10 protein-coding genes are annotated in these 16387 nt (G+C 38.0%); 9 read left to right on the top strand and 1 reads right to left on the bottom strand.

From position 1 onward, the window contains the following. Positions 1–25 precede the first annotated feature (25 nt). Positions 26–307 (bottom strand): DUF6460 domain-containing protein, encoded by a 282-nt coding sequence (locus tag FJG96_RS09145; protein ID WP_026500923.1) that lies wholly within the window; start codon positions 305–307, stop codon positions 26–28. A gap of 1079 nt (positions 308–1386) precedes the next feature. Here FJG96_RS09145 and FJG96_RS08165 point away from each other — a divergent pair. From FJG96_RS08165 to FJG96_RS08125, 9 genes are all read left to right on the top strand, one after another. After that, positions 1387–3012 (top strand): ABC transporter substrate-binding protein, encoded by a 1626-nt coding sequence (locus tag FJG96_RS08165; protein ID WP_139413512.1) that lies wholly within the window; start codon positions 1387–1389, stop codon positions 3010–3012. Between the two features lie 335 nt (positions 3013–3347). After that, the gene (locus FJG96_RS08160; protein ID WP_139413511.1) at positions 3348–3554 is read left to right on the top strand and encodes a hypothetical protein; all 207 of its coding nucleotides are present in this window, start codon (positions 3348–3350) and stop codon (positions 3552–3554) included. Positions 3555–3719: 165 nt separating this feature from the next. Beyond that, positions 3720–5351, top strand: a complete 1632-nt coding sequence (locus FJG96_RS08155) for an ABC transporter substrate-binding protein (protein WP_139413510.1) — start codon at positions 3720–3722, stop codon at positions 5349–5351. A gap of 898 nt (positions 5352–6249) precedes the next feature. After that, positions 6250–7881, top strand: coding sequence for an ABC transporter substrate-binding protein (locus FJG96_RS08150; RefSeq protein ID WP_139413509.1), 1632 nt, complete (start codon positions 6250–6252; stop codon positions 7879–7881). A 402-nt stretch (positions 7882–8283) separates the two neighbouring features. Then, on the top strand, positions 8284–9714 hold the full coding sequence (gene xseA, locus FJG96_RS08145) for an exodeoxyribonuclease VII large subunit (RefSeq protein WP_139413508.1): 1431 nt from the start codon (positions 8284–8286) through the stop codon (positions 9712–9714). Next, entirely contained in the window at positions 9692–10318 is a 627-nt protein-coding gene (locus tag FJG96_RS08140) for a DNA-3-methyladenine glycosylase I (protein WP_139413507.1), read from the top strand. The genes xseA and FJG96_RS08140 overlap by 23 nt, the downstream gene beginning before the upstream one ends. A 1269-nt stretch (positions 10319–11587) precedes the next feature. Continuing rightward, positions 11588–13213: an ABC transporter substrate-binding protein gene (locus FJG96_RS08135; protein ID WP_139413506.1), complete on the top strand. Its 1626-nt coding sequence runs from the start codon at positions 11588–11590 to the stop codon at positions 13211–13213. A 386-nt stretch (positions 13214–13599) separates the two neighbouring features. Continuing rightward, positions 13600–15201 (top strand): ABC transporter substrate-binding protein, encoded by a 1602-nt coding sequence (locus tag FJG96_RS08130; RefSeq protein ID WP_139413505.1) that lies wholly within the window; start codon positions 13600–13602, stop codon positions 15199–15201. A gap of 112 nt (positions 15202–15313) precedes the next feature. Beyond that, positions 15314–16387, top strand: a complete 1074-nt coding sequence (locus tag FJG96_RS08125) for an ABC transporter permease (RefSeq protein ID WP_139413504.1) — start codon at positions 15314–15316, stop codon at positions 16385–16387.

Raw genomic sequence — 16387 nt, 5'->3', positions numbered from 1 at the left:
CACCCAAGAAAAATATTTAAGGCGTCTATTTTTTATGAAAAATGCGTAAGATGAGAAAAATAGGCACAACAATAATAGCGCCCATCATGGTTATGTGGAAGAAGTTTTTAAGCGTTATAAATCCTGTTCCCCATAAAGAGTGAAGAAAATCTAATATTTTTTGTATGAGGTTGTGAGGTGTCCATCCAAAAAATTTCATTACAATACCCATGAAGAATGAAAGGATAAGTAATTTTAGACTGACACGACTGAATGTTTCTTTAAGAAATACATAAAAAGAATTTGACAATTTTTTCTTTCGGCTCATTTAAATATACTTTCGAATCTCTAGTGTTTTTGTTATATTATCATTGGACAGTGATATTATTATCATAAAGAAAAAATGTTTTCTTATTTTTTTACCACCTTTGTACTGGTGTAATATCGATGCCGGTCGTTGAAATATACGCGTATTTTTATTATTTCTTGCGTTATTTTCAGGGGACTTCTTTTATTAAATAAAAAAATCCTTTTTTCTAAGGACTTGTAAGGGAATTTTTATAACATTTTGATGTTTCGCATCAGAGTGAAAGCTCTCATCCGTTGAAGATTTTGTAACGGACTTATTATTATTTCGTGTATAGAAATAATATTTCCAAGCAATTTACTTAAAAAAGACTATCTATTCTGATAATGCTGTGCTTATATAGGGGTTATATTTAGATATTTCAACCTTAGTGAATTGAAAAGATACTTTTTGCTGAAAAGTGTAAGCAATGAATTGAGTGTTGTTAAAGGAGCGGGGTATTAAAATAGGATGTTGAAAAAAGTTTTGTGCTGTATAAACACGTGAGTAAATATCAGGGGGTTGCGGTGCTCATGCGCTTTTTGTTTTGAAATAAGATATAATGAGGAGCTTGTTATTGAGCGGGGAATTCAAAGCTTCCTTTTGCAGAAGGCGGAGAGGTGTTTGATATTGAAAAATGGGTGAATTTTCCTGTTTTGTTGAAAGATCAAATTTTTGTTAAGGCTCGTTATTATTAAGGTGCTGGCACTAACAGAGGGGTGTATTTTGATGAGGGAAAAAACACTGGAAGAGAAAAGAAGAGATAAGCTTGCTCGACAAGAGAGAAAAAATCTCTGTTTTATAGTTTTCAAGGGTGAATGTTTTTATATCATCAGTAGATTTTGTTATCGGTTCTACCATTTTATTGTATATTAAATTGTCTTTTGGTGCATATGGGAGGGGATAGCTTATAAGGGTGGCAGGAGGAGTGGTTAGTCAAGGAGTGTTGTCTGAATTTTTAAACCTTTGTTTCTTAGAGCCTATGGTTCATCTAATCTTGTTATTTTGCACGTTCTTATTGCGTGGGGAATTTATACAATAAACGTTAAAAGGAAAAGTCTATGAACTTGAAAAGAAAAATATTGAAAAGTAGCGGCTCTCTTGTTTCTGTTCTTATGGTCCTTGGAGTGGTTGCACAACAGGCTTCAGCAAAAACGCCGGCGAATACTCTTGTGATGGCTTGGAATATGGATGCAATTAGTACATTTGATCCCGCGCAACTCACAGATGTTTATGGAAGTGAAATTATTCGCAATGTTTGTGATAATTTGGTGAGTGGTGCGACAGATAATCCTGCTAAAATGGTTCCATCTTTAGCAACGCATTGGGATGTTTCTGGGGATGATCACAGTACGGTGATTACCTTTCATTTGCGTGATGGTTTAAAGTTTAATGATGGGAGAGCAGCCAACGCCGATGATCTTGTTTGGGGCATGAAGCGGGTTGTTAAATTGAAGATGGGGAATGCAGCAATTTTTAATGAATATGGCATTACAGAGCAAAATGTTGATGATGCTTTGCAAGCGCCTGATGAAAAAACAGTGGTAATGAAATTTGATAAGCCTTATCCAGCAGAGCTTATTCTTAATAATATTGTTGCAAGTCCTGCGACAGCTTTGCTTGATCGTAAAACCATTATGAAGCATGAAAAAGATGGCGATCTGGGCAATCAGTATTTAAAAACACATGCTGCTTGTGTTGGTCCTTATCAGTTAAAAAGTTGGCGCCCTGGAGAAGCTCTTTTGTTGCGTGCAAGCGCCCATTATTGGGGGGAAGCACCAAAATTAAAGCAGATACTCATTCGTCATGTTGCAGAGCCTGGAACACAACGTTTATTGTTGCAAAAACATGATATTGATGTTGCTCGTAATTTGACCCCTGAAGATCTTGCAGACTTGAAAAAAACCACAGATGTTAAAATCGAGGAAGTGTTAGAGCCATCCATGATGTATTGGGGCTTCAACATGACAAATCCCATTTTTGCGAAGGAAAAAGTACGCTTGGCGATGCGCTATCTCATAGACTATGAAGGTCTTGGTAAAAAGCTTCTCAAAGGTGTTGGTGTTCCACGGGCAAGTTTTATTCCTCTTGGCAACCTTGGGGCTTTGGATGAAAAAGAAGGGCAGCCTTTTAAGCTTGATATTCAAAAAGCCAAGAAACTTTTAGCAGAGGCTGGTTATCCGAACGGATTTGAGGCCAATTTCCTCGTTTCAAATGATCCTTATAGGCTGCTCCTTGCTCAATCAATCCAAGATAGTGCAGAACAGGCGGGGGTACATCTTAAAATTGAGCGTTTGGCAGGGACACAGTTGTTTTCCAAACTTTATGCACGTAGCTTTGATACGATTTTTGTCGGATGGAATAATGATTCTGCAGATCCCCATACAATGGCTTCACGTCTTATATATAATCCGGATAATCGGTTTGAGGCAAAAAATACAGCCTATCCTAGTTGGCAGCATGGGTATTTTGATACGAAGATGAATAAAAAAGTTGAAGAGGCTTTATTTCAAAAAGATCCACAAAAACGGGCCAAAATATATGCTGATTTACAACGTGAATTGATGCAAAAAGGACCTTATGCGTTTATCTTCCAGAAATATACTGTTATCGGGATGACACCTAATGTCAAAAAGTGGGTTTGGAATAGCGCACCACAAATTTTTTATAATAAAATTGAAAAATAAGTGGGTCTTTAATGCTGTCAAATAGATAAAAAGCATAGCCATAATATATTCGGCGTTTTGCATAAGTTTTTGAGCTTTACAATACGCCGAATTTATGGCTGAGGAGTGCGTGTGTTGTTGAATGCCTTTTCAAGACATTCTGTAAAGAGAGATTTTCTCTTCTCATTGAGGATGTGTTTGCATGGCTGTTAAGATTGAATATTTTAACTTTTCTGAATGGGAAAGAGGCAATTTCTTTTCTGAAAAAAATCACAACCAATGCCGCATAATTTATTATTTCTAAAGGATAAAAGGCTTTGCAGTGTTGAAGAAAAAATTCTTTATGGAAGTGTCTTGTGGGCAGTGATGAATATCAGCTTTTTTATGGTGTCCGTGTTTTCTTTTGCTTTGAAAAGATGATGAGATGCCCATTGGGAGGTATTGTTTTACAGGGAGTGAAGCAAAAACTTGAAGAAAGAGTAAAAGTCGTTGCACTTGGCAAATTGACGAATTTTTCTGTTTTACCGATGTTTCAAATTATTATGAAGGCTTTTTGTTGTTAAGGTACGTGAGCCAATAGGGGGAGTGCCTTGATGATATTTAAGAGGTTTTGGAGTGAAGGGTTTTAAAACTTTATCTTTTAGAGCCTATGGTTCATCCCATTTTATTATTTTGTGCATCTTTGTAGCATGGAGAATTTATACAATAACTTTTAAAGGGAGAAATCTATGAATTTAAAAAGAAAAATATTAAAAGGGAGCAGTCCTTTTATTTCTGCTCTTATGGCTTTGGGGATGGTTGTGCAACCAGTTTTAGCCAAAACACCGGCTGATACTCTTGTAATGGCTTTGAATCTTGATTCAATTGAGACTTTTGATCCTGCACAGATCAATGAACGTTATGGCAATGAAATCGTTGCCAATATTTGTGATAACCTCATCGATTCTGCAACAGATGATGCAGCAAAAATAGCGCCTTCTTTGGCAAAGAGTTGGGATGTTTCAAATGAGGGCGGGGGTACAGTCATTACTTTTCATTTGCGTGATGGTTTGAAGTTTAATGATGGTCGACCTGCTGGTGCTCGTGATCTTGTTTGGAGTATGAGGCGGGTTGTTAAATTAAAATTGTCTGCAGCGGCAATATTTAACGAGTATGGAATTACAGAACAAAATGTTGATTCTACTCTTCAAGCCCCAGATGATAAGACAGTGGTGATGAAATTTGATAAGCTTTATCCAGCAGAGATAATCCTTGGGCATATTCTTACTACGCGTACTGCTGCTTTGCTTGATCGTGAAACAATTATGAAACATGAACAAGATGGTGATATGGGAAATCATTATTTGGCAAGTCATGCTGCTTGTGTAGGTCCTTATCAGTTAGTGAACTGGCATTCTGGAGAGGCAATTTTGTTGCGTGCAAGTTCCCATTATTGGGGTGAGGCGCCCAAATTAAAACAGGTTCTCATTCGTCATATTGCAGAGCCTGGTACACAACGTTTGTTGTTGGAAAAACACGATATTGATGTGGCCCGTAATTTGATGCCAGAAGATATAGCCGATCTCCAAGCAAAAACAGATATTAAGATTGAAAAAGTGTTGGCTCCATCTGTGATCATGTGGGGATTCAATGTGACAAATCCTATTTTTGCCAATGAAAAGGTGCGTTTGGCAATGCGCTATCTTATCGATTATGACACTTTGGGAAAGACTCTTCTTAAAGATGTGGGTATTCCACGGGCAAGCTTTATTCCCATTGGAAATCTTGGTGCTTTGGATGAAAAAGAAGGGCAACCCTTTAAACTTGATCTTCAAAAAGCCAAGCAGCTTTTAACAGAAGCAGGGTATCCAAATGGTTTTGAGGCTAATATTTATGCAGGAAAATCTCCTTATCCTTTTGCTTTGCCTATTGCTCAGTCCATTCAAGATAATGCAAAAAAAATAGGTGTGCGCTTTAAGATTGAACATTTTGTGGGGACACAGTTGTTTTCAAAGCTTTATGCACGAGGTTTTGATACAATTTTTATGGGATGGAATAACGATTCTGCAGATCCTTATACAATGGCTTCACGTCTTGTTTATAATCCGGATAATCGGTTTGAAGCTAAAAATACAGGCTATCCTAGTTGGTGCCACGGCTATTTTGATGAAGATATGAATAAAAAGGTAAGGGAAGCATTGTTTGAAAAAGATCCACAGAAACGGGCACAAATGTATGCTGACTTACAGCGTGAGTTTATGCAAAAAGGACCATTTGCCTTTATCTATCAGACATATAGCATTATCGCTATGACACCTGATGTTAAAAAATGGGTGTGGAATAGTGCACCACGTATTTTTTATAATGCCATTGAAAAATAAACACGTTTTAAATGTTGTAACATACAACAATGAATGTGATGATGATATCTTCGGTGTTTTGCACAGGGCTTAAAGGCTTTGCAAAATATCGGAGTTTATCGGTAAAATGCATTACAGAATAATTCTCACATACTCTTCTTGAAAGAAGGGCTATGAATTTTTATTAAATGTGTATATATAGGTATTAGGATTGGAGATTTCAATCTTAAGTGAAGTAAAAAATAATAAATTTGTTTATTCAAGAAGTGGGCATACTGAATATAAGCAGAATTTAGTATTTTTTAGAAAAAGCGGGGACCTTAAAGTGTGCTGTTGAGAAAAAATTGGGTTATATGCAGGTGCGTTGGGGGAATATGAGGTTATTGTGGAGCGAATGCTTCAAATTTATCGTCTTTCCTTAAAAAATGATGAGATGCTGGGATTGTCCTTTGTATGGGGTCGTGAAAATACTCAAATTCCTTGTTAGGAAGGAGAGGGGTGGGCATTGTTGGAAACTATACTTGTGAGGATTGTCAAAGGATCAAAGAGTGATTGAGTTTTTTTAAAGCAACCAAAATTGGTGCTCTGAAGACTCTTTTGGAAAAATCACAAAAGGCTTTTAAAGTAGAAGTTCTGTTTGATGCGATAAAGAAGATCTTTGGCTTGTATGTTCAAAGTTACAGGTGTTGTGACATCACCAATAGACGCTGTCATTTGTGGTGTCACTCATCGTTTATCAGATCATTTTCCGTTGTCTCTTTTGTTTTAGCTACCAATATCGTTTAGGGGGCTGCTCCTGCTGTTTCAAGGGCTTGATATTTTGTCTTTAGGAGGTGTGTTTTCTAAGTTTGAACTTTTTATTTATGCACGTTTTTATGGCGTGAAAAATTTATATAATAAACTCTAAGGGGAAAAATCTATGAACTTAAAAAGAAAAATATTCAAAGGAAGCAGTTCTTTTGCCTCTGCAATTATTGCGTTTGGGATGTTAGTGCAACAAGTTGCAGCCAAAACACCGGCCGATACCCTCGTGATGGCTTGGGATCTTGATGCGATTAGTAATTTTGATCCTGCGCAGCTCAATGACCGGTATGGCGCTGAAATTGTTGTCAATGTTTGTGACAATTTGGTCGATTCTGCTAAAAATGATGGAACTAAAATCGTTCCTTCTTTGGCAAAGAGTTGGGATGTTGCAAGCGATGACCAGAGTACAGTCATTACTTTTCATTTGCGCGATGATTTAAAGTTTAATGATGGTCGACCTGCTGGTGCTCGTGATCTTGTTTGGGGGATGAGGCGGGTTGTCAAATTGAAACTGTCTAATGCGGCAACTTTTAATGAATATGGTATCACAGAAAAAAATGTTGATGAGGCTTTTCAAGCACCCGATGAGAAGACTGTGGTGATGAAATTTGATAAACCCTATCCAGCAGAGCTTATTCTGAGCAATATTTCTACTAATCGTACTGTTGCTTTACTTGATCGTGAGACACTTATGAAACACGAACAAGATGGTGATATGGGAAATCGCTATTTGGCAAGTCATGCTGCTTGTGTTGGTCCTTATCAGTTAGAAAGTTGGCGTCCTGGAGAAGGAATTTTGTTGCGGGCAAGTTCCCATTATTGGGGAGAGGCACCCAAATTGAAGAAGATTCTCATTCGGCATATTGCAGAGCCTGGTACACAACGTTTGTTGTTGGAAAAACACGATATTGATGTGGCTCGTAATTTAACACCAGAAAATATAGCCGATCTCCAAGCAACAACAGATATTAAGGTGGAAAAAATATTGGCTCCATCTCTGATCGTATGGGGGTTCAATGTAACAAATCCTATTTTTGCCAATGAAAAGGTGCGTTTGGCAATGCGCTATCTTATCGATTATGACACTTTAGGAAAGACTCTTCTTAAAGATGTGGGTATTCCACGGGCAAGCTTTATTCCTCTTGGTAATTTTGGGGCTTTGGATGAAAAAGAAGGGCAACCCTTTAAACTTGATCTTCAAAAAGCCAAGCAGCTTTTAACAGAAGCAGGGTATCCAGATGGTTTTGAAGCTAATATTTTTGCAGGAAAATCTCCTTACCCTTTTGCTTTGCCTATTGCTCAGTCTATTCAGGACAATGCAAAAAAGGTGGGTGTACGCTTTAAGATTGAACATTTTATCGGGACGCAGTTGTTTTCAAAACTTTATGCCCGCAGTTTTGATACCATTTTTATAGGATGGAATAACTCTTCTTCCGATCCTCATACAATGGCTGCACGTTTTATTTTAAACCCTGACAATCGGTTTGAAGCTAAAAACACAGGTTATCCTAGTTGGTGCCATGGCTATTTGGATGAAGATATGAATAAAAAGGTAAAAGATGCTCTCTTTCAAAGAGATCCACAGAAACGGGCACAAATGTATGCTGATTTACAGCGTGAATTTATGCAAAAAGGACCCTATGCTTTTATCTATCAGACATATAATATTGTCGCTATGACACCTGATGTCAAAAAATGGGTGTGGAATGGTGCACCGCGTATTTTTTATGCTTCCATTGAAAAATAATTTTTATTGGAAAAATAGAAAAATACAATCATGATAGCTTCGACGTTTTGCGTGTGGTTTAAAAGCTTTGCAAAACGTTGAAGTTTATCGCTAACAAACCGATCTATTGTATAGGGAAGGGCTTTCTAAAGAGAGAGCTCTTTTAGAGAAGAGGTTCTTTTTCTCATTAAATTTTTATGGATGTTGAGATTGAATATTTAAACCTTCATTGATAAAATTCTAGATGCAACAATCAGCTGATCTCCATGTTTTTAGCCTTGATGGTTTTGATCATCGGCGTGAGAGGTTAAGGGTGGACACTATTTGCTTATTGGTGTTACGGACATTGGGTAAAGCTATATTAAAAATTAAAGATGCGTTTTTTTAAAAAGATTCACAGAAACGGGCGTAAAGAATTAAAAAATGGTAGGTTTGTTTGGTGAAAAGACAAGTGCAACGAATGTTGCGGAATTTACTGTTTCCGAAATAGCAGGCGCTTTAAAGCGTGTTGTGGAAGAAAAGTTTGGATATGTACGGGTGCGTGGAGAGATCTCGGGTTATCGCGGTGCTCATGCTTCGGGTCATGCTTATTTTGCCTTAAAAGATGATAAGGCGCGGTTGGAAGCTGTTATTTGGCGCGGCGTGATGGAAAAGCTCAAATTTCCTCCTGAAGAAGGGATGGAAGTTATTGCTGTGGGCAAGCTTACAACTTATCCAGGGTCATCGAAATATCAAATTGTCATTGAGGCTCTTGAACCAACAGGGGTTGGTGCTTTGATGACTCTTCTTGAAAATCGTAAAAAAAAATTTGCAGAAGAAGGCTTATTTGATGAAGCAAAGAAAAAGCCTTTGCCTTATATGCCTCGGATTATAGGGGTTGTAACATCACCAACAGGGGCTGTTATTCGCGATATTATTCATCGTATCTCTGATCGTTTTCCGCTGCATGTTTTAGTTTGGCCTGTTCGTGTGCAGGGAGAAACAAGCGGGAGTGAAGTGGCTGCTGCTGTTGAAGGTTTTAATGCACTTGCTTCAGGAGGGCTTATTCCAAAGCCTGATCTGCTTATTGTTGCACGAGGAGGGGGAAGTTTAGAAGATTTATGGGGGTTTAATGATGAAGCTGTTGTTCGTGCTGTTTATGCTTCTGACCTCCCTGTTATTTCTGCTGTTGGGCATGAAACAGACTGGACTTTGATTGATTATGTCGCTGATTGGCGTGCTCCAACCCCTACAGGAGCCGCAGAAAAGGCTGTTCCTGTTAAGCTTGATCTTGAAGTAAGTGTTGCATCACTTGGGGCACGTTTGCGTAAAGGACTTGCACGTTCTTTTGATTTTCATCAACAAAAGTTGCGTGCAGCCAGACGAGGTCTTCCCACTGTCGACCAACTTTTTGCTCTACCGCGGCGTGGTTTTGATGAAATTTCAAGTCGATTACAGCGTGCTCTTTGTGCGAGCTACGATAAAAAACGTTTTTCTTTTCATGCTCTTCACTTCCGTCTTTCGCCACGTTTGTTAAAGAGTGAAAAAGCACAACGCCACACAAAGGAATATACAGCACGTCTTCATCGTGCTTTTATGCGCAGTGTAGAAAAACAACGTGCGGCGTTAGAGTTGGCATGTAGGCTTTTAAAAAGCACTTCTTATCAGAATATTTTAGAGCGTGGTTTTGTTTTGGCTTTGGGGCAAGATCATAAACCTATTAAACGGTTGGCACAGTTTCCGGAAAGTGGACAAATAAATTTACGCTTTTTTGATGGAGATATCTGTGTTGCAACAAAAGAGCCTGTTTCTCCGACACGTTCAAAACATAGGAAGATAAAGTCGCCAAGCGATGATCAAGGAACACTCTTTTAATATGGTGAAGATTATGCTTGCCGATGGTCTTCTTAAGGGAGTGGATGGAAAAGTTCGTTGCGCATGGGCAGGAACGGATCCTCTTTATTGCGCTTATCATGATAACGAATGGGGAAAACCTATTTTTGAGGATATTCCTCTGTTTGAAAAAATTTGTCTTGAAGGTTTTCAAGCGGGGCTTTCTTGGTTTACGATTTTAAAAAAACGCTCTTCTTTTCGCATTGCATTTGATGATTTTGACTTTGAAAAGATTGCTCATTACGATGCGCTAAAGGTGCAAATGTTGATGCAGAATAAAGGCATTGTTCGTCATCAAGGAAAAATTCGTTCAGTGCTTAATAATGCCTTGAGAGTGCAGGAAATTATAACTGAGTGGGGGAGTTTGTCCCACTATTTCTGGTCTTTTCAGCCACCACAATCGGAGCGTTATGAAAAGATAGATTTTCAAACATTGTTAGCAAATCCCATCACTCCAGCTTCTCTTCGTCTTTCTCAAGACTTAAAGAAGCGCGGTTGGACATTTGTTGGCCCCACGATTTGTTATGCTTTTATGCAGTCTGTAGGGATTGTCAATGATCATCTTGAAGGGTGTTTTTGTCGATAAATTGGTAAAATTTCTGTCATAAGGGCCACTGATCGACTAGGATAACCATCGAATTGTTTCATAAATGTGCAATTATAAAATTCTATCGTATAAGATAATTGAAGCATACAAACGATACAATAGTAATGATTTTTTAATTTTTGTTAGCCTTCAAAATGACAAAAGTATACTTTTGGGAATAAAAAAAATGCAAAAAAAGTGTAATATCTTAACCCTCCTGTATCTGGAGTTCGATAAGGACGATATTTTATTATAAAGCAGGATACCATTAGGTTGCTAATTCACATGCCTTCTTTAAAAAACATTTCGCCCCTCAGCTCATTTTCGACGGTGGTGGTGAATGGTATAACAGCGAAGCTATTGAGCATCACTATCTTACGCTTATGAAGGAATGAGCTGGTACCATCATACACACTTTGTCAGTCCTAAAATATTATGACAGTGTTTGGCATTTGAAAGGGTTTAGAAAAGGTATTTTATTTCCGTTAATGCCGTGGACGTTATCATAAGTAATGAATATTTTATTCATGTTTATTGATGAATGCAAAATGGCTTTTAGAGGGAGCTGGTGCTGCATTGTTATATTTTGCTGGGGTTGTATGATCGTTGGTTTATTTGTGGGGAGGTTGATTGTTCAAGACTTTCCTAGGTGATACAAAATAAAATGCAGTGATGAAAAATTGACGCTAAATAACTCAAGCTGCTTGTGTTAGGGGTGATTATCTGATAACTTTCCTCTATGAGAGAGGGGGTTTGCTGCGTGTGAGCTCCAGTTTTGGGGAGGATACTTAAGCTCAGACAGGCTGGTATTCACAACATTGCTCATTGAATCTCTGTGTGTGGCTGTTGAAACTAAACGTTTTATTACAGCATGTTGTTGGCTATTCTATTTTTATAGCGGCAAAGCAATGATGCGTACTAAAGTTTAGAAGGATTTATATTCGTTATGTCTTTGGGGAAAATTATATCATGAATTTTGTTTTGATACTTAATTGGGGGCTGATAAAGCGCATTGTTGTGTGCAAAGAGCTATTATGAAAAGAGTGTGATATTGGTTGGTAAGACATACATTCCATGTTCACTATGGTTTGGTTGAGACTGTCAATCAATGAATTTATAAAGTGTATGGGATTTAAAAGAAGATGACTCTGTATAAGTGATGAGAACGTATTTTCTCAATCTTTATAATTATAAATAGTGCCCTTTATGATTATAAATTTGCATGTCATTTCAGTGTCATTCATTGATAGAAAATAAAGGGGAAATTTTATGAACTTGAAGAAAAAAATATTAAAAGGGAGCAGCTCCCTTATTTCTGTTCTTATGGTACTGGGCGTGGTTGCACAACAGGCTTCAGCTAAAACACCCGCTGATACCCTTGTGATGGCTTGGAATATGGATGCAATCAGTACGTTTGATCCAGCTCAAAGCAATGATGTTTATGCAAGTGAAATTATTGAAAACGTTTGTGATAATTTGGTCAGTATTGCGACAGATGATCCAACGAAAATGGTTCCGGCATTAGCAACACATTGGGATGTTTCTGGGGATGATCACAGTACGGTGATTACCTTTCATTTGCGTGATGGTTTAAAGTTTAATGATGGGAGAGCAGCCAACGCCAATGATCTTGTTTGGGGCATGAAGAGGGTTGTCAAATTAAAAATGGCCGATGCGGCAACTTTTAATGAATACGGAATTACAGAGCAAAATATTGATGATGCTTTGCAAGCGCCTGATGAAAAAACAGTGGTAATGAAATTTGATAAGCCTTATCCAGCAGAGCTTATTCTTAATAATGTTGTTGCAAATCATGTAACGGCTTTGCTTGATCGCGAGACTATTATGAAGCATGAAAAAGATGGCGATTTGGGCAATCAGTATTTAAAAACACATGCTGCTTGTGTTGGTCCTTATCAGTTAAAAAGTTGGCGCCCTGGAGAAGCTCTTTTGTTGCGTGCAAGCGCCCATTATTGGGGGGAAGCACCAAAATTGAAGCAGATACTCATTCGTCATGTTGCAGAGCCTGGAACACAACGTTTATTGTTGCAAAAACACGATATTGATGTTGCTCGTAATTTGACCTCTGAAGATCTTGCAGATCTACAAAAAACAACAGATATTAAAGTCGAAAAGGTGTTGGTGCCAAGCATGATGTATTGGGGCTTCAACATGACAAATCCCATTTTTGCGAATGAAAAAGTACGCTTGGCGATGCGTTATCTCATAGACTATGAGGGTTTTGGTAAGAAGCTTCTCAAAGGTGTTGGTGTTCCACGGGCAAGTTTTATTCCTCTTGGCAACTTTGGCGCTTTGGATGAAAAAGAAGGGCAGCCTTTTAAGCTTGATATTCAAAAAGCCAAGAAACTTTTAGCAGAGGGTGGTTATCCAAATGGATTTGAGGCAAAATTTCTTGTTTCAAATACTCCTTATACTTTAGCTCTTGCCCAGTCACTCCAAGATAGTGCAGCACAGGCGGGGGTGCATCTTAAAATTGAACGTGTGGCAGGGACACAGTTGTTTTCAAAGGTGGATGCTCGAGCTTTTGATACCACTTTTATCGGATGGAATAGCGGGTCTACGGATCCTCATACAATGGCTTCACGTCTTGTATATAATCCGGATAATCGGTTTGAGGCAAAAAATACAGCCTATCCTAGTTGGCAGCATGGGTATTTTGATAAAGAGATGAATAAAAAAGTTGAAGAGGCTTTATTTCAAAAAGATCCACAAAAGCGGGCACAACTCTATGCTGATTTACAACGTGAGTTAATGCAAAAAGGCCCTTATGCATTTATCTTTCAGAAATATAATGTTATCGCGATGACACCTGATGTCAAAAAATGGGTTTGGAATAGTGCGCCGCGTGTTTTTTATAATGAAATTGAAAAATAAGCGTGTCTTTTTGTGTTCTCAAAGGTAAAGAGAGCTTGATCATAATTGTATGATGAAAATATTCTTCCATATAGAAGCTCTTCAGTCTTTTAAAGGAGAATGGAATTGTGGGGGATTGTGCCGTATAAGTTTGAGGTTACTTATAGGGAGAGGTAAATATGGAAAGTTATAATGGGGAGGCTTTGTTTATTGTTACAGATTCTCTTTATCTCGAATATAGATTGATATATGAGAGAATTAATTTATAGATACCTCGTTTGATTAAATGAAGTTGATGTTTGATACTATGCTGTTTAAAAGGTGAAAGACCAAAATCACAATCACTGTGTGTGAAAAGCTACAGAAATACAAAAGCAAGAGACAAGAGATAAAATGGGGAAAAAAGAATGTTGAAAAGAATTTGTGTTTTATTAAGCACAGTAGGATTTTTAAATGGGGCTATAGTCTCAGCATTTAGTGCTTCATCTAAAGATATATTGGTGATGGCATGGAATATTGATTCAATTAGTGGTTTTGATCCAGCGCAAACCGTTGAGGTTGTGACAAGTGAATTATTGACGAATATTTGTAGCGCGCTCGTGCAATATGATGAGCATGATCCTACAAAAATTCGTCCTGCTATGGCAAAATCTTGGGATGTTTTAGATCATGGCAAAAGAATAGTTTTTCATCTTCGTGATGACTTAAAGTTTGATGATGGAAGAGTGGCGACGGCACAAGATCTCGTATGGTCGATGCGACGGATTATTAAATTAGGCTTAAGCTATGCTCAATCTTTAATGGATTATGGGTTTACCAAAGATAATGTTGAAACAAATATTCAGGCTCTTGATGATAAGACTTTACAATTAAAATTAGATAAACCCTATCCTATTCAGCTCATATTGACTGTTATTGGACAATCCTATGCTTCTGCTCTGCTTGATCGCAAAACAATTGAAGCGCAGAGTATTAATGGTGATATGGGGAATAAATACTTAGCAACACATTCGGCTTGTGTTGGACCTTATAAATTGGCAAATTGGTCTCCAGGGGACAAAGTTGTGTTAGAGGCTACACAGCATTATTGGGGGAATGTGCCTAAAATTAAGCAAATTGTCGTGCGGCATGTAGCGGATTCAGCAAGTCAAAGGCTTCTTTTGGAAAAAGGTGATGTGGATATAGCGCGTGATCTTTCTTCAGAGGATATTTTAGACCTTGAAAAAAAAGGTGGCTCGGTCAAAATTAGTCGTGTTTTGCGTCCGCAGATCATTTATCTATCGTTAAACAATAAGAATGCAATTTTTGCAAACGAAAAAGTCAGATTAGCGCTTCGTTATTTGGTTGATTATGAAGGTCTTGGAAAAACTGTGTTGAAGGGGATTGCTATTCCACGGGCAACTTATATGTCTTTAGGTGTTCCAGGTGCTTTGGATGAAAAAGAAGGGCTTCCCTTTAAGTTAGATTTGGAAAAAGCCAAACAGTTAATTACTGAAGCTGGTTATCCTAAAGGTTTTAAAGCTAATCTTTTAGTGGGTAGCCTTAGTTATATGTCGTCTGTTGCGCAGTCTATTCAAGCGAATGCACACAAAATTGGTGTTGAGCTGACACTTGAAAAAATGGCGCAAAATCAATTGTTGAGTCGTGTACGCGGTGGAAATTATGATACAGCCCTTATGGGGTGGGGGAGTGCTGATCCTGATGGGCATCCTGCTTCATTAAATCACGTGTTTAATCCTGATCCAACTTTTACGAAAAAGTATAATATGTATTTAGCTTGGCGCGCTGGTTATTATGATGAAAATGTTAATAAAATGGTGACGGATGCTTTGTTTGAACAAGACCCTAAGAAGCGTATTATGCAATATCGTACTTTACAGCATTATGTGCTAGAGCATGGTCCTATGGTTTATTTATTTCAGACATATTATACCGTTGGTATGGGACCTGATGTCAAAAAATGGGTTTGGAATAGTTACAGACTTTACTACAATGAAGCAGAAAAATAAAAAGAAGCATGTTAGGGAGAAGCGTTGCAGAACATGCTTAATAAGAAATTGTTTCATTCTATAAAAAAAGGTATTCGCTTTATGTTTTATCGCTACAGAGGGGATTTTTATAATGGTTTTGCCACTTTCAGAGACTGAAAGAGCTGTATCAGAAAAGCAGAAAAAATTATTTTTATGGGATTTTTTGTCCAAGGGATTAAAACTTCTTATTTCAGTTTTTATTACATTGCTTGGGTTGGTGACGATCACTTTTTTTCTTGGTCATCTTCTTCCTCTCGATCCTGTTCTGTCTATTCTTGGTGATAATATTAGTCAGGAAGCTTATGATGCCATGTATTATAAGCTGGGTCTTGATAAGCCGTTGATTGTTCAATATTGGAAGTATCTTCATAATGTATTTTTGTTTGATTTTGGAGATGCCTTAACGTCTGGACGTCCTGTTTTAGAAGACATTATGCGCGTATTTCCGGCAACATTAGAGCTTGCAACGGTTGCTATTGTTATTGGCACAACTCTTGGAATCCCTTTTGGTGTTTTTGCAGCAATGTATCGCGATTCATTTATTGATTATGTTGTCCGTGTTTTTACACTTTTGAGTTATTCTACGCCGACATTTTGGCTTGGGCTGATGGCGTTGTTAATCTTTTATGCTAAACTGAGCTGGGTTGGTGGTCCAGGGCGACTTGATTTTCTTTATGAATATTCTTTTGAACCCAAAACAGGATTTTTTCTTTGGGATACCGCGAGCCAAGGACAATGGGAGGCTTTTGGGAATGTCTTTAGTCACATTATTACGCCTGCTTTGATCTTGGCTTTCGGGGCTATGGCTTATATTAGTCGTATGACTCGTGGGTTTATGATTGAGCAACTCAATCAGGAATATATCATTACGGCACGTGTAAAGGGGTTATCGTGGGCGCGAACGGTTTGGGGACATGCCTTTCGGAATGCTGCTGTTCAAGTTATTACCGTTGTTGCACTTTCTTATGCTTTTTTATTAGAAGGGGCTGTTTTGACGGAGACAGTTTTTGCTTGGCCTGGTTTTGGACATTATTTGACAAATGCTCTTCTCGCTGGAGATATGAATGCAGTTGTCGGATGTACTTTACTTGTAGGATTTATCTTTGTCGCCATTAATTTATTTTCTGATTTGCTTTATCGCATTTTTGATCCAAGGACACGTTGA

The organism is Bartonella mastomydis (genome assembly GCF_900185775.1).
GTDB classification, from domain to species: Bacteria; Pseudomonadota; Alphaproteobacteria; order Rhizobiales; family Rhizobiaceae; genus Bartonella; species Bartonella elizabethae.
The sequence above is the reverse complement of the archived record's forward strand: the minus strand, read 5'-3'. Positions and strand labels throughout refer to the sequence as shown.